The 23,211-nt window shown below is 46.8% G+C and carries 18 protein-coding genes; 12 read left to right on the top strand and 6 right to left on the bottom strand.

What is annotated here, in order from left to right; translation table 11 throughout:
* The first annotated feature begins 3 nt into the window (after positions 1-3).
* From B9A32_RS17320 to B9A32_RS17295, 6 genes are all read left to right on the top strand, one after another.
* The gene (locus B9A32_RS17320) at positions 4-1,929 is read left to right on the top strand and encodes an AMP-binding protein (protein ID WP_084071221.1); all 1,926 of its coding nucleotides are present in this window, start codon (positions 4-6) and stop codon (positions 1,927-1,929) included.
* Complete coding sequence (locus B9A32_RS17315; protein WP_084071220.1) at positions 1,929-2,822, top strand: branched-chain amino acid ABC transporter permease; 894 nt, start codon at positions 1,929-1,931, stop codon at positions 2,820-2,822. Before B9A32_RS17320 ends, B9A32_RS17315 begins: the two co-directional genes overlap by 1 nt.
* A gap of 2 nt (positions 2,823-2,824) precedes the next feature.
* Complete coding sequence (locus tag B9A32_RS17310; RefSeq protein WP_084071219.1) at positions 2,825-3,919, top strand: branched-chain amino acid ABC transporter permease; 1,095 nt, start codon at positions 2,825-2,827, stop codon at positions 3,917-3,919.
* 245 nt (positions 3,920-4,164) lie between these two features.
* A complete protein-coding gene (locus B9A32_RS17305) occupies positions 4,165-5,388 on the top strand; it encodes an ABC transporter substrate-binding protein (RefSeq protein WP_084071218.1) in 1,224 nt (407 codons plus the stop codon).
* Positions 5,389-5,390: 2 nt separating this feature from the next.
* Entirely contained in the window at positions 5,391-6,212 is an 822-nt protein-coding gene (locus tag B9A32_RS17300; protein ID WP_084071217.1) for an ABC transporter ATP-binding protein, read from the top strand.
* A 45-nt stretch (positions 6,213-6,257) separates the two neighbouring features.
* Entirely contained in the window at positions 6,258-6,650 is a 393-nt protein-coding gene (locus B9A32_RS17295; RefSeq protein ID WP_084071216.1) for a universal stress protein, read from the top strand.
* Here the strand turns inward: B9A32_RS17295 and B9A32_RS17290 are convergent.
* The 4 genes from B9A32_RS17290 to B9A32_RS17275 form a co-directional block, all read right to left on the bottom strand.
* Positions 6,647-7,144 (bottom strand): DnaJ domain-containing protein, encoded by a 498-nt coding sequence (locus tag B9A32_RS17290; RefSeq protein WP_232367215.1) that lies wholly within the window; start codon positions 7,142-7,144, stop codon positions 6,647-6,649. The genes B9A32_RS17295 and B9A32_RS17290 overlap by 4 nt on opposite strands.
* A 46-nt stretch (positions 7,145-7,190) precedes the next feature.
* Positions 7,191-8,033, bottom strand: coding sequence for a dihydrodipicolinate reductase (gene dapB, locus B9A32_RS17285; protein ID WP_084071214.1), 843 nt, complete (start codon positions 8,031-8,033; stop codon positions 7,191-7,193).
* Positions 8,034-8,281: 248 nt separating this feature from the next.
* A complete protein-coding gene (locus B9A32_RS17280; protein WP_084071213.1) occupies positions 8,282-10,033 on the bottom strand; it encodes a sugar phosphate nucleotidyltransferase in 1,752 nt (583 codons plus the stop codon).
* A 364-nt stretch (positions 10,034-10,397) separates the two neighbouring features.
* Positions 10,398-13,043, bottom strand: a complete 2,646-nt coding sequence (locus B9A32_RS17275) for a 1-acyl-sn-glycerol-3-phosphate acyltransferase (protein WP_084071212.1) — start codon at positions 13,041-13,043, stop codon at positions 10,398-10,400.
* Positions 13,044-13,519: 476 nt separating this feature from the next.
* Here B9A32_RS17275 and B9A32_RS17270 point away from each other — a divergent pair, with 476 nt between their 5' ends.
* The gene (locus B9A32_RS17270; RefSeq protein WP_084071211.1) at positions 13,520-13,777 is read left to right on the top strand and encodes a hypothetical protein; all 258 of its coding nucleotides are present in this window, start codon (positions 13,520-13,522) and stop codon (positions 13,775-13,777) included.
* Between the two features lie 221 nt (positions 13,778-13,998).
* Here B9A32_RS17270 and B9A32_RS17265 read toward each other — a convergent pair whose 3' ends face one another.
* The gene (locus tag B9A32_RS17265; protein WP_084071210.1) at positions 13,999-15,183 is read right to left on the bottom strand and encodes an exo-beta-N-acetylmuramidase NamZ family protein; all 1,185 of its coding nucleotides are present in this window, start codon (positions 15,181-15,183) and stop codon (positions 13,999-14,001) included.
* Between the two features lie 405 nt (positions 15,184-15,588).
* Between B9A32_RS17265 and hisC the strand changes: the two genes are divergently transcribed.
* From hisC to sppA, 4 genes are all read left to right on the top strand, one after another.
* Complete coding sequence (gene hisC, locus B9A32_RS17260) at positions 15,589-16,695, top strand: histidinol-phosphate transaminase (protein WP_084071209.1); 1,107 nt, start codon at positions 15,589-15,591, stop codon at positions 16,693-16,695.
* A complete protein-coding gene (gene cmk / locus B9A32_RS17255) occupies positions 16,692-17,351 on the top strand; it encodes a (d)CMP kinase (RefSeq protein WP_084071208.1) in 660 nt (219 codons plus the stop codon). Before hisC ends, cmk begins: the two co-directional genes overlap by 4 nt.
* A 132-nt stretch (positions 17,352-17,483) precedes the next feature.
* A complete protein-coding gene (locus tag B9A32_RS17250) occupies positions 17,484-19,274 on the top strand; it encodes a 30S ribosomal protein S1 (RefSeq protein WP_084071207.1) in 1,791 nt (596 codons plus the stop codon).
* A gap of 278 nt (positions 19,275-19,552) precedes the next feature.
* Complete coding sequence (gene sppA, locus B9A32_RS17245) at positions 19,553-20,455, top strand: signal peptide peptidase SppA (protein ID WP_084071206.1); 903 nt, start codon at positions 19,553-19,555, stop codon at positions 20,453-20,455.
* On the opposite strand, the gene B9A32_RS17240 is transcribed toward sppA, so the two are convergent.
* Entirely contained in the window at positions 20,393-21,001 is a 609-nt protein-coding gene (locus B9A32_RS17240; RefSeq protein ID WP_084071205.1) for an L-threonylcarbamoyladenylate synthase, read from the bottom strand. The two genes, sppA and B9A32_RS17240, sit on opposite strands and share 63 nt — an antisense overlap.
* 724 nt (positions 21,002-21,725) lie before the next feature.
* On the opposite strand from B9A32_RS17240, the gene guaB reads away from it, so the two are divergent.
* Positions 21,726-23,198 (top strand): IMP dehydrogenase, encoded by a 1,473-nt coding sequence (guaB, locus tag B9A32_RS17235; protein WP_084071204.1) that lies wholly within the window; start codon positions 21,726-21,728, stop codon positions 23,196-23,198.
* The last annotated feature ends 13 nt before the right edge of the window (positions 23,199-23,211 follow it).

Here is a 23,211-nt window from a genome sequence, read left to right as displayed (position 1 = left end):
CATATGGAAAATACCGATGAGCTGTTAAAATACTCAATTCCCCAACTCCTTCGCTGGCGGGTGAACATCTCCGGAGACAAAGTGGCCCTCCGGGAAAAGGATTTTGGTATCTGGAATTATTATACCTGGAATGACTACTACGACCATGTTCGAAAGACCGGTCTGGGGCTTAAATCCCTTGGCATATCAAAGGGCGACACCGTGGCCATCATCAGCGATAACATTCCTGAATTACTTTTCATGGCCATTGGCGCCCACTCTCTTGGTGCCATTTCCGCCGGTGTATATCAAACCAGCATGCCCGATGAAATTGCCCATATCCTGAAATATCTTAAAGTGTCACTGGTGTTCTGCGATAACCAGGAGCAGGTGGATAAGCTTGTGGAGATAAGAGAGCAGGTTCCCGGGGTTAAAAAGGTGGTTTATGAAGATCCCCGGGGCATGCGAAATTATCAATCAGATTCCTGGTTTATGGATATCAAGGAGCTGTATCAACAGGGCGAGACTTTATATGATAAAGATCCTCAGTTATTTGACCAACTGGTGGACCGGGGAAAACCCGATGATCCCTGCCATTTGTGCCTCACTTCAGGAACCACAGGTCTTCCCAAGGGCACCATCATGACCCATTTAAATTATATCAACATGGGGGTTCAGATCACCAGGGTGGATCCCCTGGAACCCACGGATGAGTACGTCTCTTTTCTGCCCTTTGCATGGATCGGCGAACAGATGAACTCCTTTGGTATTGCAATGGCCACGGGTATCACCATTAATTTTCCTGAATCCGTTGAAACAGCCATGGACGATTTAAAGGAAATTGGTCCCCATTTCATGTTTGGTGCCCCACGGATCTACGAAACCATGCGATCGGAAATCTGGTTAAAGATTGACCAGTCCTATGGCTTCAATAAAAAGCTGTACAATTACTTTATCAAGCAGGGCGAAAAGGCCGCCACATACAAAATGACAGGTGAGAGTATGCCCCTGGGGCTTAAGATCAAAGCCTGGCTGGGACGGCAGATCATTTTTCGTCCCCTGATCAATCAGATCGGTTTTTTAAGGTTGCGCCGGGCCTACACCGGCGGTGCGGCCCTGGGACCGGAGCTGTTTACTTTTTACCAGGCCATTGGAGTAAATCTCAAGCAGATTTATGGTCAGACGGAGATCACGGGAATTGCCTACATGCACCGGGACGGTGATGTTCGCCCGGACACCGTGGGGCTCCCCCTTCCCGGAACGGAGTGCAGCATTTCCAAGGAAGGTGAAATTCTTTCCCGCTCCCTTTCCGTGTCTCCGGGATATTTTGATCTGCCGGAAAAGAGCAAGGAACTTCTGGAGGGCGGGTGGCTTCATTCCGGGGATGCCGGATACATTGATGACCGGGGACACCTGGTGGTCATTGATCGTATTTCCGATGTCATGCACAACAAAAGAAACGAAATGTTCAGCCCCATGTTCCTTGAAAATAAGCTTAAATTCAGTCCTTACATAAAAGAGGCTGTGATTTATGGGGATCACAAAGACTATGTGGCGGCTTTGATTAACATTGATCCCATTGTGGTGGGAAAATGGGCCGAGGATAATGGGATTTCCTACACCACTTACATGGGACTTTCAGCCCACCCGGACGTGGCACAATTGATCATGGAACAGATACAAGAGGTCAATGAAAAAGCGGAAAAAGAACATTTTCGTATCAAGCGTTTTGCCCTTTTGTACAAGCTTTTGGATGTGGATGACGGAGAATTGACCAAAACCGGAAAAATACGCCGGAAATTTGTCCAGGAAAAATACCGGGATCTTTATCATGGACTGTACGAGAAAAGCGTTCAGGAAAAAGAGGTTGAGGCCTTTTTCCAGTACCAGGACGGACAATCAACCACCGTGAAAACAAAGATTGTTTTTTATACCCTGGAGGAGGTTTGATGAGTTATTTTTTTCAAATTGTGGTCAGTGGCATTGTGGTGGGCTCAATTTACGCGTTGGCTGCCCTGGGACTTGTCCTTGTTTATAAATCAAGCAGGGTGGCAAATTTTGCCCATGGACAGCTCATTGCGGCCGGCGCCTTTATTGCCTATGCCCTTACGGTGTGGGCAAAGATTCCTGTTTTTTTCTCTTTTATTATCAGCATGGGGGCCACATTTTTCCTGGCCATGAGCGTGGAAAAAATCTTTTTGCGACGTCTCATCGGAGAACCCATTATATCGGTGATCATGGTGACCATCGGTCTTGCCTCCATTCTGGATGGGTTGATTTATCTCACACCCTTTGGCAGTGAAAATTTTTCATTCCCCGCCTTTTTGCCCCACACCCCCCTTTCCTATGGCGGTGTCTCCATTTCCTGGACCCAGCTGGTGGGGGTGATTGTCACCATGGTTCTCATTGGCGGATTTTCCTGGTTTTTTAAAAAATCCACTGTGGGTATCTCCATGCGGGCGGTGTCCGACGATCAATTTGCAGCCATGTCCGTGGGCATCAGTGTACAGACAGTGTTTGGCCTTGCCTGGGCAACGGCGGGGCTTTCTGCGGCTGCGGCCGGATGCATCATTGGAAATATCACAGGTCTGAATTTTGACACCCTCCATGCCTTTGGGGTGGTGGTGTTTCCCGTGGTGATTCTGGGGGGGCTTGACTCCATATTGGGGGCTGTGGTGGCCGGGATCATCATGGGGTTGATCCAGCAGTTTGCCAGTGGATATCTGGATGGCAACTGGGGACTCAACGGCACCGGCGAGGTAATGCCCTATGTGATCCTTTTAATTATTTTACTCTTTAAACCCCATGGATTGTTCGGCATCCATGAAATTGAGAGGGTATAATCATGTCATCAAATCAATGGCTGGCCACGGGTAATTTTTTTACCGCATATAAACAGGAGCAGCGCACCTTTTTTACCCACCTTGACAGATCTGTTTTTTCTTTGTTTCTTGCCCTTCTTTTGATCTGGCCCATGGTGTTTCCCCTGAGCAACAAGTACATGCTGGTGATTGATTCCACCCTCATTGCCATTGTTGCGGTGATGGGGCTCAATCTTGTCACCGGGTTTGCCGGGCTCATATCCATTGGCCATGCCGCCTTTGTGGGGGTGGGGGCCTATACTGTGGCTGCTTTGTGTCGTGTTCTGGGAGATTCCCATGGGCTGGTGACCCATTTCTGGCCAATTGTTATTCTTGCGGGGGGCTTGGTGGGGGCGGTGTTCGGTGCTGTGGTGGGATTGCCGGCCTTAAGGCTCAAACATCTTTACCTGGCCATTGCCACCCTCTCTTTTCAAATGATTTTTGAATGGACCATTAATTTTATGACCTTTTTCAACCAGGGGCAGACCATCTTTGTGGGCCGGGTATTCTGGTTCACCGGCAAGGTGATGCGACGGGAACATTACCAGTTCTGGTACTATGTGACGCTTGTGGTCATTATACTGTCCGGGTTTGGTATACGCAATCTCATGAAGACCCGTTATGGCAGATGTCTCATCGCCGTGCGCGACAATGACAGGGCTGCCGACGCCATGGGAATGCACCCGGGGTTCACCAAGGTGTATGCCTTTGCCCTTGCAGGATTCATGGCAGGCATGGCAGGGGCGCTTCATGCCTATCTTTACCGGGGGGTGGGATTTGAATCATTTACTTTGCATCACTCCATATCCTATCTGGCCATGGCCATTGTGGGGGGGCTTGGCACCCTTAACGGCTCCTTTTGGGGGCCGGTGGCCATACAGTTTCTGGAACTCCAGGTGGAACACTTTTCCGGTTTTGCCGGAGAATATCTTCCCTCCAGCATGAATCTTGCCACAGCCCTGAGGCCCTTGACCTTTGGACTTGTAATCGTGTTGTTTCTCATGTTTGAACCCCGGGGCATTGCCAACTGGTGGCGTATTGTTAAGTCCTATACCAAGAAGTGGCCGTTTAGATATTAAATACTCAACTTTCGGTGTTCGCATTTCGTGGTGGGGTCAGGCTTTCGTTATTGACATTACCGAGGCTTTTTTCGTTGGCAAAGGTCTTGGTCGATAACATCAATAACAAAAGCCTGACCCCGTCGGCACACTGAGCCCATCGGTACATTTAAAAATGCCGGCTTTGAAATGAAGCCCGAAAGTTGAGTTAAATATTCACAATGGAGACTGATTATTACTTTAAATGAGGTTAAATGGAGGGAACAATGGAAATCAGGAACAGAGCGTTTCAAATAACAGCGATGTTAATAATGGTGGCTTTGGCCTTTACCTGTCAGGTCCATGCCAAGGAGTATAAACTGGGATTGTCCCTGGCCATCACAGGCCCCACATCCGATGCCGGGAACCCCTATGCCAAGGGGGTGGAAGATTATTTTAATTTTGCCAATGAAACCAAAATACTGGGCAAAGATACCATTCACTGCTCCATAAGGGATGATCAGTATAAAACGTCTGTTACCAAACGAAATTTTGAGGAATTTCTGGATGACGGCATTGTTCTTTATCTTAATTACTCCACGGGAAGCACCCTGGGGTTGAAAAAAGATTTTGAGGAAGAAGAGATCGCCGTTATTCCGGCGTCCTTCCATGCCGGAAATCTTGTGGATTCCAACTACATCTTTTTACCCATTGCATCTTACTCCGAGCAGGTGGTGAGCCTGGCAGAGTACATTGCCGTCCATAACAAGGGAGACAAGGCCAAAGTTGCCATGTTCATACATCCTTCAGCCTTTGGAAGGGGACCTGTGGAGGATGCAGAAAAGTCCATTGCCGCCGGGTTGAACATTGAAATTGTGGAAGTGGTGGAACATGGAAAGGATCTTGACAGCACTGCCATGCTCAAACGACTCATGAGCAAAGGTGTGCAATATGTGATCTGTCACACAGTGCAATCACCGGTGGCAGCCATGATCAAGGATGCCAGCCGTCTGGGTATTGTTGCCGAATCCTTTGGGCAGGAGGGAAAGATCACTTTCATGGGGGCCCACTACACTGGTGGAAATGATCTCATAGCCCTGGCAGGCAAAGCTGCGGAAAATTTTTACTGGACCACCTCCTATAATATCACCTCGGAAAAAAATGACGGCACGGAAAAACAGCTCGCCCTGGCCAAAATGTATAACCGGGATGACAAGGCCGCCAATTCCCACAACTATGCCAACGGCATCATGGTGGCCCAGGTGGCAACGGAAGTGATTCGCCGGGTAAAGGAAAAGGGGCTTAAAATCAATCGTGAAAATCTCTATAAAGAGCTCAACGCCATGAACGGTGCCAATGCTTACACCCCCTACACCACGGTGGGACCGGTGACCTATTCCGCCACAGACCGTGCCGGTGTGGATATGCTCCAGATTTACAGTGTAAAGGACGGTGTGTTCAGAAAAGTGGGGCAACCCATCACCTCTGAATTTATGAAAAAAATAAAATAAAAATGGGAACCACGCCATTGGAAAAAAAATTATTGGAAGTAAACAATATTGAAGTGGTCTACAATGATATTATCCAGGTATTGCGGGGGGTGAGCCTCAATGTGCCCAAGGGGCGCATTGTGTCCCTGCTTGGAACCAATGGTGCAGGCAAGACAACCACCCTGCGGGCCATCAGCGGACTTTTAAAACCGGAAAACGGTGCCATCCGTGAAGGGGTTATCCATTTTAACGGGGATGATATCACAGCTCTTAACGGGACGGATATTGTTAAACAAGGGGTTGTGATGGTCCCTGAAGGCCGCCGGGTGTTCAAGCATCTCACCGTGAATGAAAATATTCGTGTGGGCTCCATCACCAGAAGTGACGGTGCTGAAAATATCAAAAAAAACAATGAATTGATGTATCGCCATTTTCCGCGCCTGTCCAATGTCACCAACCGCATGGCCGGGTACAGCTCCGGAGGAGAGCAGCAGATGATCGCCATTGCCAGGGCATTGATGGCCGCGCCTGATATGCTCATGCTGGATGAGCCTTCTTTGGGGTTGGCACCTTTGCTGGTGAAGGAGATATTTGAAAATATCCAGAAGATTAATCAAGAGATGGGAACCACCATTCTGGTGGTGGAGCAAAATGCCCGTATTGCCCTTGCCATATCAGATTATGCCTATATCATGGAGTCGGGACGCATTGTTCTGGAGGGGGAGTCAGAAACCCTGCAGGACAATCCCGATGTCCGGGAGTTTTACATGGGCATCACCCAGGGTGGGGGCCGTAAGTCCTTTAAAAATGTGAAATCCTATAAAAGACGTAAGCGATGGATGTAGTCAGCCTATTTGCAAAAAAAATTATCTATAAAGGAACAGATGTTTATGAAAATAATGGTTGGATACAATGGCGGAGAGGTGGGGGTTCGTGCACTGGAGCTTGCCAGGGACTATGCTCTGTTGTGCAATGCCGAGGTGTACATTGTAACCTCCATGGAAGGAGGTCCCAAAGAAAAAATGGCTGATGTCCAAAAGGCGGAGGCTGATTTGAAATTTGCAGAAAAGCTTATGAAAGAGGCGCGCCTTCCCTGCACAGCAGAGCAAAGTGTCCGGGGATTTACACCGGGTGAAGACCTTGTGGAACTTGCCAGGGAGAAGAATGTCAGCCATATTTTTCTGGGCATCAAGAAGAAATCAAGGGCCCAGAAAATCATTATGGGGTCCACGGCCCGGTATGTGATTCTAAAGGCACATTGCCCTGTAACCACAATTAATTAGGAAAGCCGGGCATAGGCCTGCTGGATCTCTTTGAATCGTTTTTCTGCCAGAATTTGTAATTCTTCTCCCAGGTGGGCCACTTTGTCCGGGTGATATTGTTTGGCAAGGGTGATGTAAGCCTCCCGGATTTCCCCGGGGGTGGCATCCGGGGAAACCCCCAGGATGTCATGGGGGGATTTTTCACCTTCTGACGGCTCTTTTGCCCAACTTTGGCGGTGAGATTGACTGCTTTGGGAAAAAGAGCCTTGTTGCGTGTTGTGATTTTCCCCACCGGTGGTGTTACCCTGGCTGCCGGGGGGACGGTATCTTGCCTGAAAATTACCTTTTCTGGAAAAAATCCCGGGGATTTTTCCGGTTCTTAAATAATAAATCAACATGGAAATAAGAACCGTATCATCAATCCACCCGATAAAGGGCATAAGAAAATCGGGTATGAGATCAAAGGGGCTGATGACATAAATCACCACCGCCAGGATAATAAAAAATTTTGCCATCTGACTCATTGTCCAAAATCCATGCGTCCAAGGAACCGTATCATTCTTATTTCCCCTTAAGTACATCAATCATGGTGTAAATTTCCCCTTTTGCTGTTTTATTCTTTTGCTGCCCAAGCTTGCTGTGGAGAAAGGCCGCTGCATCCATGGTGCCCTGGGCATACACATCCCGTCCGTTAATGTTGTGGGAAAATTCAAAACAAACCGTGTTGTCCGGCGAGGTCAGGGTGTAGGTGTGCCAGGCATGGCCATTGATGTGCTGTTCTGGAATTTTCCATTCATTTCTTTGGATCTCGGGGTCCCTTTCCCGGTGGATCTCATCGTTGGAAAAGGGGGTTCCCAGCCGGTTAAAGTATCCCACCATGGCCTTGGCTGTTCCGCTGGTATCGGCCTTGGTCTGTTGATGACTTTCTTTGATGCTCAGGCTGTAACCTTTGAAAAGATCTGGAAAGGTGGTGGCGGCATATTCCATCATGGCCTGGAAGCCCACGATTTGTTTGGCCATGTTCGGGGCAATAACAGCCGGAATATTACCGGATAATATGGTTTCCTCCAGAAGCGTTCTGTCTCCCCCTGTGGTGCCCATGACAAAGGGTATTTCATTGTCAACATAAAATTTGGCATTGTCATTCACAGCCGTTGGGTGGGTAAAATCAATGCAGATAAAATTAGTAAATTGTTCCTTGATCTCTTTGATGGCTGTGTCTCTGTTATCCGGAGTAATAAGTTTAATGGTCATGTCCCCCAGGGTATGGGTGGCGGCGGTTATTTCCGGGCCGGTCATGGCAAAGGGCAATAGTTCAAACCGGGGATCATTTTGTATATGACCGGCAATGGTGGTGACCACATTGCCGGGGATGCCATTCATCATTACATGTATTTTTTCCATGGTATTTTTTCCTTGTATCTGTGAGTCTATATTGTTAGGGCTTGCTCATAAAGTCGGTCATTTTATTATAAAATTTTATTCCCGTATGGTGGCTCAGCTTGTTAGCAACCCCGCTTATCATCTCTGATTTTCGTGCTCCTTTGGTAAGAGCGTTAGAAAGCTGATCAAGCATTGAACCGGGGTAACGCAAATGTGTCCCGGAAAAATTTGGTACCGGCCGGTTCCGGCTTTTCCCGATGCCGTTGCTTTTACTCGCCAATGGATTTAAGGGCCTGGTCAATGGTTTTTGCCAGCAGGTTGACATCTGGAATGTTAACTGTGTGAATCGCCGTGGCAAGGCTTTTCAATGCCGGACGTATAAAGGGTTCAAACCAGGTTTTTCCCCGGTTTTTACTCAAATTGCTGAAGGCACCCAGAATTTGAAAATTTCGGGTAAGGGCACAATAATAATATCCTTTTTTAAATTTTTTTTCAGCAAATCCTGTGCGTTTTTCCACAGCTTTTGCGCAGTAATCCAGAATTGTCTCTTGAATGGATCTGTCCAGGTGAACATAGGGATCAATGAGCAGGGAGGCCACATCGTACTGCATGGGACCTGTTCTGGCAGATTGAAAATCAATGATCCTGAGTTGATCCTGACTGACCATGATGTTCCTGGACTGCATGTCCCGGTGCATAAGCCCTGTGATCGCATTTTCAAGGCATTGTCCGGCAATGAAATCAAACTGGGGAAAAAGAGTTTCAAATTCAATGTTAAGATTTAAATATCCCCTTAAACAGGCATCCACAAAATATCGACACTCATTTTCCAGGATCAGCTCCCGGGAGTAGGTTGGGGTCTGGTGGGTCCAATGGGGGTTAAATCCCTGCTTTCCTTTTATGGAAAAGTCCATGATAAGATTGCAGGCGTTTTTATAGTATTTAAGGACTGTTTTTGGATTGTCGGCACCAAGGATGACATTTTGGAGGTGAACATCTCCCAGGTCTTCCAGTATGACCAGGCCGGAAAAAAGGTCGTAGCCCAGTATTTTCGGCACTGGAATCTGTCGTTTATAAAGGTGATTACCGATGTCAACAAAGGCATCAACTTCCCTGGGAGCCGGCGGTTTCCGGTACAATCCCAGGGCATCAATGCCATGGTCAGCCACCACATGGGTGGTGTCACCATGGGCAAGGCGGAACCATTTTCGGTCTGACCCGTCCCCGGCCAGTGGGGTGACGGCTATATCTTGGGGTGGGTTGTGGTGCCGGATTGCTTCTATATTGTCAGAACCGTGCCCACCAGAAGCGGTGTCTCCGGCTGCCATGAAAAGCTGCCGAAGGCCGGCATCCAGATAGGCTTCCGGGGTGCCCACATCCTGCCAGTAGAAATGATCCATGACACATGCTTTTACCCGGTTGCCCCCAGAGTACAGCGACTTATAAAGATCAATGCTGCTGAAGATTTTTTCCTCTGGCATGTGATCAAATATTTCCGGGGACAGGATCTGGATACCGGTGAACGCCAAAAGGCCCATGGGGTTTGGAGAGGCGGCATCAGTCCCTGGAAAACCTGTGATAAAGTTATCACTGTTGACTTTAACACCGTTAAATCTTGGTTCATGGTGTAGCACCAGGGTGGCCGGCCAGTCTCCTTTTTTATGAAAATTCCATACCTTTGTAAGATCAAGATCCGTTACAACATCTGAATTAATGACCCAGAAATGTGAGTCTCCCATGACATCCCGCACATTTTTAATGGCCCCTCCGGTGTCCAGAAGAGTGGGTTCATGGCTGGTTATTACGGGCACGGGATATTTCTTTGCCTGGATAAAAGCTTCAATCTGCCCATGGAGATGATGGCTGTTGATGACAATTTCTTTGCACCCCGCATGGATGAGCTTTTCAATGGTGATTTCCAAAAGAGGCAAACCTGCCAGGGTAAAAAGGGGTTTTGGCCGTTGAACGGTGTGGGGCAGCAGGCGGGTGCCCAGCCCTGCGGCCAGAATTAATGCCTTCATGGGGTATTCTTTTCCCTTTGATTATTCAAGTTTCTTCTTTCCTTGTTTTGCCCATGGCAGTTTTATATACAAGGCAGCCTCCAAGGCAAGCTAAGGCAGAGCCGCCCCCCGACGGGCAATAGGAACCGGACAATTGAGCTGTCTACAGTTCCGGTCCGGACCCATTGCCCGTCGGGGGGCGGCGGTATAATACCATTTGGCTCCGCGTCTACGACCCTATATTTTTTGCGCCCGATCAAAGCAGTGCAACGTCAAATCTTAATTTTAGGATTGTCAATTCTCAAAGATCTCGTGGTGTAATACTCTTTGAACTTTATCATCCCAAATTTTAGCCTTGAACAAGCATTAGGTCCATACGTGGCGGTTATACCGACAGTATGGCCAGGAAATCTTCAATGATTTTTTTGTGCTTTTCAATGGCGTCAGTGTCTTCACTGCCGTTTATGCCATTGTTCATAAAAAATGAACTGGCATTGATGTAATTGATTTTGGACAATGATTCCTTAAGGAGAATATCCTGGCGTTTGTACATTTTAAGGCCCTTGGCCTGGATTTTTTTGATGCGCTCTTTTGCATCATGTTTGCCTGCAGGATATTTCTCAAAATAGAGAAGAGCCACCTTGTAAGATTCCATGAACGGTTTCAGGAACACAGAAAAGGAGCGAAGTTGTCTGAAGCCTTCTGAGGTGAGGTTAAAGGTGTCTGGGAAATCGGGGTGGGGAACCACCACACCTTTTTCCATAAAGGCTTTAATGCTGTGGGCAATGTGTTCACTACAGCTTTTTTCATCATCAAAGGAGAACTCATCAATAAAGAAGTCCTGGAGAAATGCATAGGTCTTTAGCAGATCTGTGGAGGAAAACTGAAATCTATCTGTCTTGAGAATTGCCAGGGCCGTATAGGCAGCAGGGATAAAAAAAGCAATGGCATTGTTCTTATAATAATCCAGAATGGGGCGCTTGTTGTCTTTTACAAAAAAACGGGTGTTTTCTGTAATTTCATCTTCTTCGTCATCGGCCAGTTCAATGAATTTTCTGGAAACAAAGTTTTGCAATACCCGGTCCAGTGCCCGATCAGGGTCCATGGTCAAGGTGTCGGCAAGTTCTGCCTTGCAAAAGGTGAGCATGTTCATGTAGGCACTTACCCGGATCATCAGCTCTTTTTTGGAAAATCGACCCGCAGGGGCGTTGAGTATTCCGCTTGCAATGATGCCATGGGGGGTAATGATGGTGGTGTTGTTTATGGCATTGATCAGTTTATATCCCATGCTCCGGCATAATTTTTTGTGCTGGTCTTCCCCCATGAACCTTTGAAATTCGTCCTTTTCCCGCAGATAACTGTTCAGGGAGATGGGTTCATGGAATTTTATATAAACCTTACCGTATTTCTTTTTTAAAAATTTTCTGGCCTTGATCAATTGGGAGATGTTCTCTGACTCTTTTTTACCTCCCTCAATTTCATGGAGGTAAGCATCTTCTTCCAATACCCTGTCATAGCCCACATAGGCAGGGATGAAGATGAGATCTTCACAGGATTGGTTGCGGTGGGCCTTGATGAGCATGCTTAAAAATCCAAGCTTTGGAGATAACAGCTTGCCGGTGCGACTTCTTCCCCCTTCAATGAAAAATTCCATATTAAAGCCTTCAGACAGAAGTTTCTCAACATATGCCGCAAAGATGCGGGAGTACAAGGGGGCTCCCTTGAATGTTCGTCTCAGAAAAAAAGCGCCACCACTTCGAAAAATGGGCCCCAGGGGCCAGAAGGATAGATTTTTTCCGGCGGCAATGTGGGGACAGGGCATGTTATTTTTAAACATGAGGTAGGAAAGCAAAAGATAGTCCAGATGGCTTTTGTGACAGGGGGCAAGGATCACCGGAGCCTTTTTTGATTCTTCCCGAATACGGTCAAGGCCGTCCTGATCCACCACCACGCCTTCAAAAATATTGTTAAATGCCCAGGTCAATACCTTTTCAAAGATGTAAATCACCGGAAGGTTGTAGCTTGCTGCAATTTCCTTTATATAGCTTGCTGCTTTTTTATGGGTTGTCATCAACGCTTTGTTATTCTGCTCTGAATGCACCTTCATGAATTCCTGAAGGGATTTCTGGGTCAGGATATCTTCGGTGATCTCTGCCCTGGTTTTAAGCACCGGGCCGGTGAAGCTTCGTTTCTGGCGGTTCAAAAGATCCATGAGATGAATTCTCAGGCTATAGGCCTGGAAATCCTCATCAATGTCCCTGATATCGGGACGTTCAAGAAATTCTTTTAAATTAATCGGCTCGGAAATCTCAACGCATATTTTTTCCGGTTTCTGGAACATGGCTGCCAGACGTTTGAGTCTTCCCGGTTTTTCATTGCTCCCTAATAAAATATCAAATAAAGATGAGGTGCTTCGAATGGGTTTTAAACTGTAAACAATGGTCTGGGGCACCAGCAGTAAAGGTCTGTCGTTATTTTTTTGAAAATGGATAAGATGGAGTAATGGGCTTGGTTTGGAGCGGATAAATCGTTTGTAAAAGCTTTTGCTCTCCACCAAATGAATAAAGCCGGATCGCCCTTTTGCGAATTCATCAAAAAAATACCCGGACACGTAAGGATCTTTAAAAGAAAAGGTACGAAAAACAGAGTCCAGCTGGGTGAGTAAAATTTTAAACAGGCGCTTGACAGGCATGAGAAAGAAAAAAGAACCGTCAAAAATGATCTCAGGATAGGGCAGTGCATTTTTTTCAAAAATGGTTCTGTAAAATAAAAAATCAATGATACTTTTATATTTGCTCACATAAATGACTGTACCGGTTTTATTAAGATCACTTAGATTGGCAACCTTTTTTTTATCCAGGCCGATTCTGGAAAAAAGTCGATTAAAAAGAAAAGGAGATATTATGCCTTTATTACCTGGGTAAAAGCATGCAAAGTAGCCACTACTGTTATTAAGGATTGTGGTAATTTTATTGCGATAAAACTGTTTGAGGGAATGGGCCATGCCACTGAATATTGAAAATGGTTTCATTTATATTTCCTTGAATACCATGGAATGCCATGGTTTTTTTCTGCTCTTCTATGAAAAATTCCCTTTAAATCCGGGGGAAATTTTATCTTTGTTGTGGGTCGAATAAGCTCCGCCCGTGGCGGTTTACATGAAATACTCCGCAAACCCGGGGAATATTTCTACCTTTGTTGTGGGCGCAACGAGGTCAGAATACGGTCCGCCCGTGGCGGTTATAAGAAAAAGAGGCAAAAGGCTCTCCGGGGTTTAGTCCAGAGTGTGTCGGCCTGACGCTTGATACAGAAAAAAATTTTTATCATAAGCCTTGATGCCATGGCAACAAAATAATTAGCATCTAAAAATTGCCTTGATTTACTTGTTTCCATATGCTAATTGATTGATCTTAATTGATGTGTAAAGGACATGAACGATATTTAGTTGTGATTTTATATAGTTATTTTGAATTTTGCAATCATTAACATGGTAAGGAGGATTATTTGATGAAGACTTTGATTGGTGGTGCAGTTGCCGTTCTGTTGGGTATTATTGGTATTGCTGTTTGGTTTGGCGCATTTCTACAGATTCTTGCCGGTGCCATTCCTCCAGTTCTTTTGCTGGGTGGCGGTCTTGCCCTCTACCTCGGTTTTGATGAGCTCAAAGACAGCTGGAAAAAAAATGATGGTGAAGATGCACCCGTAGCTGATGATAAAGAAAGGATTGCCGAGCTGGAAAAAGAGCTGGCAGACCTTAAAAAATAAGTTTTTGCTCCATTACGGGAACAACAGCTGCTTTGTCTGTTGTTCCTTTTTTTCTTTCTCTTTTTTGCTTTCCCCCTCCCCCTTCTTTTCTTGTATGTTTCATATCGTCACAAAAGCAGTTTACTCTTTTGGGCAGAATTCCTTGAAAAACGGCCATTGGCCTCTACAAGTGTGAAGTAGTTGTAAAAGAATATCCTTTTGTCTACAGTTTATGTTCTGTGTCAGCAATGTTCATAAAGATGAAATTTCTGTTTTGTCTTTTCAAATCCAACCAGATCCATGTGCCAGGATGCTTCCAGGGCATTCATCTCTTCTTGTTGCGCAATGCGTTCCTTTAGTGTTTCGCTGCCCAAGATAAGATCCATGGGCGATTTATGATATTCATACTCATAGGGAGGTTCTTTCCATTGAAACGCATTTTGGTGATGTTTGATTATCTGTTGTAAAAGAAGCAGTGAGGTGCGGTAGGGTTTAAAGGCCAGGGGATCGGTGACATGAATCTGGAATCCCCGGCAGGCTTGTCCTGCCCATTTTCCTGAGGTGGGTTCAAAACAGATGGGTCGCAGGGTGGCACCGGCAATATCTTTGACGATTTCTTTGAGAATGGGGGATGGATCAATGTAGGGAGCTCCCAGAAACTCAAAGGGTTGGGTGGTTCCCCTTCCCTCTGATACGTTGGTGCCTTCAAATATAACCTGCCCCGGATAAACCATGGCAGATTCCGGCGTGGGCAGGTTGGGGGAGGGGGCCACCCAGGAAAGGCCTGTGTCCCGGAAAGACATCTTTCTTTTCCATCCCTGCATGGGAATCACTGTTACATCTGCATGGATGCCATGCTCCCGGTTGAAAAAAAGAGCAAGTTCCCCCATGGTGAGCCCATGACGCATGGGCAGGGGAAATCGGCCCACAAAAGAACGGCAGCTGTCAGCAAGAACATTGCCTTCCACCGCAATTCCACCCAGGGGATTGGGTCGATCCAGAATTACTATTTTTTTACCATATTGTTTTGCCGCTTCCAGGCAATGGGACATGGTGTACATAAATGTGTAGACCCGGGTGCCCACATCCTGAAGATCAATGATCAATATGTCAATGTGATCCATCATTTTTTCGGTGGGAATGCGGGTGTCACTGTAAAGACTGAAAACGGGGATATTCAGTTCCGGGTCCATGCCATGGTCCGATTCTATCATGTTGTCCTGTTTTTCAGCATGAAAACCGTGCTGGGGAGAAAAAAGAGCCTTTAATTGTCCGGGAAACAGAGCGTGAATAATTCGGGAGGCATGAATAAAGGTGTTGTCCACCGATGCCGGGTTGGCCAGAAGGCCGAGTTTTTTTCCTTTAAACGCTGTGGACGGTGTTGTCTTAAGCGTTTCAAGGCCTGTTTTGACGGGTGCCTTGATCATGTGGATCTCCTTTTAAAAATGCAATTGCAATGTGTCTGCATTGTTAGGCTTAAATGGGCGGACCGTATTTTGATCCGGCTCTGCTTGAGGTTGCCTTGGAGGCTGCATTGTATATAAAATTGCCACGGATGGACTTTATCCGGTTGCCTTTGAATATTTTTCCTTTTCTCCCCATCCCCCCCTTAGCATAGATATTGACAAAATATCAAATCCAAACTAATCAGAGGGTAAGCGCTGACCGGGGTTCATTTTTTTGAAATATCGGTCCGCCCGTGGCGGTTTATCAAAAAACTCAGTATTGAAATGCCATCAACACAGTCCCCGGCGGCATAATGCCATTTTTAATATTTGTTGTGTCTGTCAGGACATGACCGTTATGATGAAAAAAGGAGTGCATCAGGTTCCATGAAATTAAATACCCCGGAATATATCAGTTCCATAAAGCCCTATGAACCGGGCAGGCCCATTGAGGCAATAGAGCGGGAATACGGGATTAAAAATTCCGTTAAACTGGCATCCAATGAAAATCCATTGGGGCCTTCTCCCAAAGCTGTGGCTGCTGTTAAATCGCATCTTGCCGGCATGAATCGGTATCCCGACGGCAGCGGCCATGTATTGACCGGCATGCTTGCCCGGAAATATGGCGTAAATCCGGACAATGTGGTCATTGGCAACGGGTCCGATGATATCATTGCCCTGCTGGCCCAGGGTTTTCTGGGGCTGGGGGATGAGGCGCTGATGCCTTTGCCTTCCTTTTTAATGTATGAAATATCAGTGAAGGTGTCAGGCGGTGTACCGGTGATGGTGCCCTTAAAAGGGCTTGACATTGATCTTGATGCTATTTTAAAAGCTGTAACTCCCCGTACTACCATGATTTTTCTCACCAATCCCAATAATCCCACGGGAAGTCACATCACAAAGGATGTGTTAACGGCGTTCATGAAAGAGGTTCCGGAAAATGTACTGGTGATTATGGATGAAGCATACATTGAGTTTGCACGGGACAAGGCGATTTATGATTCCCTGGCATCGCCCCTGCAAGATCCCCGGATTGTCTCTTTGAGAACGTTTTCCAAAGCCTATGGCCTTGCCGGATTCCGGGTGGGATATGGCATCATGGATGCCGGCGTTGCAGGAATTCTCCACCGGGTTCGTCAGCCGTTTAATGTCAATTCCCTGGCCCAGGTGGCAGCTGCCGCAGCCCTGGAAGACCATGAGTTTCTCAATCAAAGTGTTCAGACCATGCACCAGGGCATTGATTTCCTCCAGGAACAGCTGTCAGCAATGGGCATACAATCCTTTCCCACCCAGGGAAATTTCTTTTTGTTGGATGTCAGAATGGATGCCGGGGTCGTATTTCAAAAAATGCTGGAACAAGGGGTTATTGTCCGCTCCATGAAATCCTATGGATTTGAAACCTATCTGAGAATAAGCGCAGGACTTGAAGAAGAAAACCGTCGATTCCTTTTTGTGTTGGAGCAGCTGCTGTCCCAGGCAGGGGGGATGACATGACAAATATGCTTATCACCATAGATGGCCCTGCAGGTGCCGGTAAAACCAGTGTGAGCAGGGAACTTGCAAAGCGCCTTAACTGCATCTATGTGGATACCGGGGCACTGTATCGCGGTGTGGCCCTGGAGGTTAAACAGGCCGGTATTGACTGGGAGGCGGATGCCGTGCTTGAACCTTTTTTAAACCGGATCTCTCTTTCCTTTGCCATGGAAGGTGAAGATCCGGTGTTGACAAGTTCCGGGAAAAATATTTCTTCTTTGATACGCACCCCGGAAATATCCATGCTGGCGTCGGCCATTTCTGCCCGGCCGTGTGTGAGAAAGGCTTTACTGGGTTTACAGCATGCCATTGCAAAGAATAATGACACGGTGTTTGAAGGAAGGGACATGGGAACCGTTGTGTTTCCCCATGCCCGGCATAAATTTTTTCTTTTTGCAGATCTTGATACCCGGGCCCTGCGGCGTTTTAAGGAGAAACAGGCCCCGGAACAGGATCTGGTCCAGGTAAAAGAGATGATGGAAAGTCGAGATGCCAATGATGCCGGTCGGGAAATTGCCCCGCTGACACCGGCAAAAGATGCCGTCTTGATTGATTCTACCCACATCTCCCTGGAAGAAGTTGTGCAGCGGATTCTATTGGAGATTCACAGGGATTAAAAGGGTTTGAGTGGCGATTGGATTAAAAAAATAATTTTTTATATTGTTTTTCCTCTCTTTTTTTGATATTCATAATAGATTATACTTTTTTATAGAAAAAGTATAAAATTTGTCTATGGGGGATTAACATTAATGAATAACATTGCTGAAACAAACGAGAACAACGAAATGAATGAAGAATTAGAAACTGCTGAGGAATTAGAGGCGTCCATGGCGTCTGAACCCGTTCTGACCGGGGAAGAGACCATGGAAGAATTGATGGGTATTTATGAAGAGAGCTTCAAGCGCTTCGAAGAAGGACAGGTTGTAACAGGTACCATTATTGCTGTGGACAGAGATCATGTCTTGGTGGATGTGGGTTACAAGTCTGAAGGGCAGATCTCAATTCACGAGTTCAGAGACGAGGAAGGCAATGTCGATGTCAGCCTGAATGATCAGGTTGAGGTAATGGTGGAAGTCTGGGACGAAGAAGAAGAAACAGTTATTCTGTCCAAAGAAAAAGCTGCCAAGGTTAAGGTCTGGGATGCCATTCGGGATATTTACGAAGAAGACGGCACCATTGAGGGAATCATCACAAGTCGTGTCAAGGGCGGTTTCTCCGTTGACATCGGCCTGCCGGCGTTTCTTCCCGGCTCCCAGGCAGACCTTCGGCCCATCCGGAACATGGATGAGATGGTGGGGCAGACCTATACATTCAAAGTCCTTAAATATAACAGAAAGAGAAGCAACATTGTTCTGTCTCGACGGGTTATTCTTGAGAAAATCCGTGAAGAAGCCAGGGCCAACACCCTCAGCTCCATTGAGAGCGGAAAGGTCATGGAAGGTGTTGTTAAAAATATCACAGAATATGGTGTCTTTGTTGATCTCGGCGGTGTGGACGGACTCCTTCACATCACAGATATCTCCTGGGGCCGTGTGAAACATCCTTCGGAGCTGTTCTCCGTGGGGGACAACATCAATGTGAAGATTCTTTCCTACGACATGGAGAAAGAACGGGTATCTCTGGGTATGAAACAGCTGACCCCTGACCCATGGACCATGGCCCAGGAAAAATATCCTGTGGGTTCCAAGGTGCTTGGCAAGGTTGTAAGCCTCACCGATTACGGTGCATTTGTGGAGCTGGAAGAGGGTGTTGAAGGCTTGATTCATGTGTCTGAAATGTCCTGGACCCGCAAGATTCGTCACCCATCCAAAATGGTTTCCGTGGGTGAAGAGGTGGAGGCTGTTGTCCTTGATCTCAAACCGGATAACAGAAGAATTTCCCTTGGTATCAAACAAACCGTTGAGAATCCCTGGGAAGTCATCAGTGACAAGTATCCTGTGGGCACTGTCATTGAAGGAAAAATTAAAAACATCACAGACTTTGGTCTTTTCATCGGTATTGATGATGACATTGACGGTCTGGTGCATATCTCTGACATCTCCTGGACCAAACGCATCAAACATCCCTCCGAGGTTTATAAAAAAGGTGATGTGATCCAGGCCGTGGTCCTTGACATTGACAAGGGAAGCGAAAGATTCTCCCTTGGTATCAAACAGACCCAGCCCGATCCCTGGGAAACTGTGGAGCAGCGATATGAAGTGGGAACCGAGATTTCAGGCGTAATCACAAATATTACTGATTTCGGTGTTTTTGTGGAGCTGGAAGAAGGTATTGAAGGTCTTGTTCATGTGTCTGAAATCAGCAAAGAAAAAATCAAAACACCTTCAGATCAATTTAAGGTCGGAGAGAACATCACTGCACGGGTTATGAACATTAACAGTGATGAGAGACGCATCGGTCTTTCCATTAAACGACTTGAGGACGAGGCAGAAGAGGATATTATCCAGGATTTTGCCAAAAACATGAAGCCCACCACCTCTTCTTTTGGTGAGCTGCTTCGTGACAACCTTGAGGAGGCTGCCAGGTCTGAAGAAAAATAATATCCCTGGTTGCAGCCATTTTTTTCAATGGGCTCTGCTGCCGGACATGATAATGATATCAGGCTGAAAAAATCAGGCCGGACCACAGAGGCATCTCTGTGTCCGGCCTTTTTTATATCATCACCCTGGGTGGGCTGTGTTTTCATGGGGATCTGCCCACAATGAAATTTGAAATACGCCCTTGGTCTGCGACGTATTTCATATGAAAAAATATCAACAGCCTTATTTCATTCCCGGCACAGGTTGCCCAATTTAATAACTAACCAATGAGGTATTGCATGTTTTCCAGACGACATCCGTTTTTATTTTTTTCCCTTGTGTCGCTCACCGTTGTATCGGCAACCTTTGTTATTATCACAGGCCTGATAGTGGGAGGGGGGGCAATGTTTAAGGCTTCCCTTGGCACCGAGTATGGCGGGCGTTCAGGAAATGTGGGAGTTGTGGAGATTTCCGGATTGATCTCTTCTTCAAAAGAGGTGATAGAGGATATTAAGGCCTTTCGCAAGGATGCAGATATTAAGGCCATTGTGTTGCGCATTAATTCCCCCGGCGGCGGGGTGGGGCCCTCCCAGGAGATATATCGGGAGGTCATGAAAACCCGTTTGATAAAAAAAGTGGTGGCTTCCCTGGGGTCTGTGGCAGCTTCAGGGGGATATTACTCTGCTGCGGCCTGTGACGGTATCATGGCCAATCCCGGCACCATCACCGGAAGCATCGGTGTAATCATGGAATATGCCAATTTTAAAAATATTATTAAAAAAATCGGTTTGACCCCGGTGGTGATTAAAAGTGGTGAGTACAAAGATATGGGTTCCCCACTGCGGGACCTGGGGGATAAGGAGAAGCGTTTGCTCCAGGGGGTTGTGGATGAGATCCATTCCCAGTTTGTCAAAGATGTTGCCATGGGTAGAAACATGGACGAAGAGAAAATGGCCACCCTTGCCGATGGACGAATTTTCACCGGTGCCAGGGCCCTGGATCTCCAGTTGGTGGATCGACTGGGTAATCTTGGGGACGCCATTGAATGGGCCGGTGTGCTGGCCGATATCAGCGGTGATGTGGTGCCGGTTTATCCCCGGGAAGACAATATGACCGTGATCAAAAAAGTAATTCAGTCCTTATTCAAAAATGCTGACATCACCGGCGCCATAACGGATAATTTCGGGTTCGTCGTCAATTAAAGAGACAACGCTGGAGGCGGTTCCTGAAACAGGGCCGCCGTCAATGACGGCATCAAGGCGTTTGCTGAAAAAATCGTGAAGTAAGGAGGGGTCTTCAAACACATTGCCGTCGGGGTCTGTGGCGCTGGTGCTCAATACCGGGTGCCCCAGGGTTTGGGCGATGGCCAGGGAAATGGTGTTGTCCGGTACACGGATACCGGCGGTCTTGCGTTTGGTCAGCATGATTTTGGGAACCATTTTTGAGCCTGGTAAAATAAAGGTAAATGGTCCCGGCAACAGGCGTTTCATGTTGCGGTAGGCAAAATTGGAAACCTTTGCATATTCGCTGATATGGGTGAGGTTGGCGCAGATAAAGCTGAAGGGCTGGGACTTGCTTCTCTGTTTTAGTCGATACACCTTTTCAATGGCTTTTTTATTGAGGATATCACACCCAATGCCATAAAATGTGTCAGTGGGATAAGCAATAATGCCACCTTGCTTCAGGATGTCCACAATCTTTTCAATCATTCTGGGTTGGGGATTATCGGGATTTACTTTTAGCAGCATGGTTTATTCCATTTTTAGTTTAAGGGTGGTCAGGGCAGAGGGTGTTGTGTTTGTCAAAAAACTCTGTTCGAGTGCCAAAGTTAGAACAATCCAATATTCAAACCACTGATAACTATATCGTTTATGTATAAAAGCATCAAGAAAATTTTTAGATTCAACGATCATGGGGGGGGGCTGAGTGTTGTTTTTATTGTAATGGTTGATATTTAAAAGAATATTAACTTTGCTCTTGATTTGGCATGAATTTTGTCAGTTTGATTTATTCCCATTTTTCTGATATTGAATCAGGTTTACAAAAATAGGGTGTGAAATGCAGTGCTGCGGTGGGGGGGATTCCACACCTGCCGTGGTAGTTTTATATGAAATACGCCTCAAATCGAGGGTGTATTTCAAGCTTTGTTGTGGGTAGAGCCGGATTAGAATACGGTCCGCCCGTGGCGGTTATATGAAATACTCCGCAAACCTGTAGAAAAATTCTATCTTTGTTGTGGGCAGACCGAGGTCAGAATAAGGTCCGCCCGTGGCGGTTATATTTGAAATAATAAAGTTTGGCATCCTTCAGATGTCTTCAAAAGTACTTTACATTTTTTAAGGACGAGCACCTAAAAATAGGCAATCACCCCATGAAAGTGTAAAGTAAAAATGAAGGGTGCCTAAGGTTTAAGATAAATTTAAAAACAGCTTATAATAAAGTTGATTACAAGATTTCCACTGGAGGATAAAAATGGTTAATGTGATAGCAGAGGACGGATTGTCCTTTGATGATGTGCTGCTGGTACCGGACTACTCTTCAATACTGCCCGATGATGTCCAGACAGGAACCCGGCTGACCCGGAAACTTAATTTAAATATTCCCATTGTCAGTGCGGCCATGGATACCGTCACCGAAGCCCGGACAGCCATCAGCATGGCCCGGGCCGGGGGACTGGGATTTATCCATAGAAATCTTTCCATTGAAGAACAGGTCATTGAGGTGGACCGGGTGAAAAAATCCGAAAGCGGTATGATTGTGGATCCCATCACCATTTCTCCTGAGACCTCCATTGCGAAAGTTTTATCCATCATGGCCCAGTACAGGATTTCAGGTATCCCTGTCACCGAAGGCGATAAGCTTGTGGGCATTGTCACCAATCGGGATCTGCGGTTTGAAACCCAGCATGAAAAACCGGCCAAGGATGTCATGACCAAAGAAAATCTGGTGACAGTTCCTGAGGGATGTTCCCTGGAAGAGTCAAAAAAAATGCTCCATAAACATCGCATTGAAAAATTGCTGGTGGTGGATAAAGCAGGGCGTCTTAAAGGGTTGATCACCATTAAGGATATTGAAAAGATTAAAAAATATCCCCATGCCTGCAAGGATTCCATGGGCAGACTCCGGGCTGGAGCCGCCATTGGGGTGGGCTCTGACATGATGGAACGCACCCAGGCCCTTATAAGAGGGGGGGTGGATGCCCTGGTCATTGACACATCCCATGGCCATTCACAGAACGTCATGAGTGCCGTGGAAAAAATTAAGCACGATTTCCCCGATGCCCAGGTAATTGCCGGTAATGTGGCCACTGCCAAAGGCGCCAAAGCCCTTATTGATGCCGGGGCTGACGGTGTTAAAATCGGCATTGGTCCGGGCTCCATCTGCACCACCCGTATTGTGGCCGGTGTGGGGGTGCCCCAGTTATCGGCCATCATGAACTGTAAAGCTGTTTCCGATGAAACAGGGGTTCCCATCATTGCCGACGGGGGTATTAAGTTTTCCGGTGATATTGCCAAGGCCATCGGAGCCGGAGCCCAGTGCGTGATGCTGGGAAGCCTGCTTGCCGGTACCTTGGAAAGCCCGGGGGAAATTGTTATCTTCCAGGGAAGAAAGTACAAGGCGTACCGGGGCATGGGATCTGTGGAAGCCATGCGCAAAGGCAGCAGTGATCGCTATTACCAGCGGGATAGCTCGGAAGATGAGACATTGGTTCCCGAAGGCATTGTGGGCCGGATTCCTTACAGAGGCACCGTAAAGGAAAACATTGTGCAGATGTTAGGTGGTCTAAAGGCAGGTATGGGATACCTTGGGACATTGACCGTTGAGGAGCTGCGGCAGCAGGCTCATTTTGTTCGAATCAGTGCCGCCGGTCTCAGGGAAAGCCATGTCCATGATGTTATTATCACCAAAGAGGCTCCCAACTACAGTATTGACAGCATGAAGTAACCATTCATTGTGT

Source organism: Desulfocicer vacuolatum DSM 3385 (assembly GCF_900176365.1).
Lineage (GTDB): Bacteria > Desulfobacterota > Desulfobacteria > Desulfobacterales > Desulfobacteraceae > Desulfocicer > Desulfocicer vacuolatum.
This window is presented reverse-complemented; position numbering and strand designations above follow the sequence as displayed.

Excerpts from the sequence above, each read along its gene's own strand:
- B9A32_RS17320 (WP_084071221.1), top strand. The coding sequence starts at position 4 with ATGGAAAATACCGATGAGCTGTTAAAATACTCAATTCCCCAACTCCTT.
- B9A32_RS17315 (WP_084071220.1), top strand. The coding sequence starts at position 1,929 with ATGAGTTATTTTTTTCAAATTGTGGTCAGTGGCATTGTGGTGGGCTCA.
- B9A32_RS17310 (WP_084071219.1), top strand. The coding sequence starts at position 2,825 with ATGTCATCAAATCAATGGCTGGCCACGGGTAATTTTTTTACCGCATAT.
- B9A32_RS17305 (WP_084071218.1), top strand. The coding sequence starts at position 4,165 with ATGGAAATCAGGAACAGAGCGTTTCAAATAACAGCGATGTTAATAATG.
- B9A32_RS17300 (WP_084071217.1), top strand. The coding sequence starts at position 5,391 with ATGGGAACCACGCCATTGGAAAAAAAATTATTGGAAGTAAACAATATT.
- B9A32_RS17295 (WP_084071216.1), top strand. The coding sequence starts at position 6,258 with ATGAAAATAATGGTTGGATACAATGGCGGAGAGGTGGGGGTTCGTGCA.
- B9A32_RS17290 (WP_232367215.1), bottom strand. The coding sequence starts at position 7,144 with ATGGCAAAATTTTTTATTATCCTGGCGGTGGTGATTTATGTCATCAGC.
- dapB (WP_084071214.1), bottom strand. The coding sequence starts at position 8,033 with ATGGAAAAAATACATGTAATGATGAATGGCATCCCCGGCAATGTGGTC.
- B9A32_RS17280 (WP_084071213.1), bottom strand. The coding sequence starts at position 10,033 with ATGAAGGCATTAATTCTGGCCGCAGGGCTGGGCACCCGCCTGCTGCCC.
- B9A32_RS17275 (WP_084071212.1), bottom strand. The coding sequence starts at position 13,043 with ATGAAACCATTTTCAATATTCAGTGGCATGGCCCATTCCCTCAAACAG.
- B9A32_RS17270 (WP_084071211.1), top strand. The coding sequence starts at position 13,520 with ATGAAGACTTTGATTGGTGGTGCAGTTGCCGTTCTGTTGGGTATTATT.
- B9A32_RS17265 (WP_084071210.1), bottom strand. The coding sequence starts at position 15,183 with ATGATCAAGGCACCCGTCAAAACAGGCCTTGAAACGCTTAAGACAACA.
- hisC (WP_084071209.1), top strand. The coding sequence starts at position 15,589 with ATGAAATTAAATACCCCGGAATATATCAGTTCCATAAAGCCCTATGAA.
- cmk (WP_084071208.1), top strand. The coding sequence starts at position 16,692 with ATGACAAATATGCTTATCACCATAGATGGCCCTGCAGGTGCCGGTAAA.
- B9A32_RS17250 (WP_084071207.1), top strand. The coding sequence starts at position 17,484 with ATGAATAACATTGCTGAAACAAACGAGAACAACGAAATGAATGAAGAA.
- sppA (WP_084071206.1), top strand. The coding sequence starts at position 19,553 with ATGTTTTCCAGACGACATCCGTTTTTATTTTTTTCCCTTGTGTCGCTC.
- B9A32_RS17240 (WP_084071205.1), bottom strand. The coding sequence starts at position 21,001 with ATGCTGCTAAAAGTAAATCCCGATAATCCCCAACCCAGAATGATTGAA.
- guaB (WP_084071204.1), top strand. The coding sequence starts at position 21,726 with ATGGTTAATGTGATAGCAGAGGACGGATTGTCCTTTGATGATGTGCTG.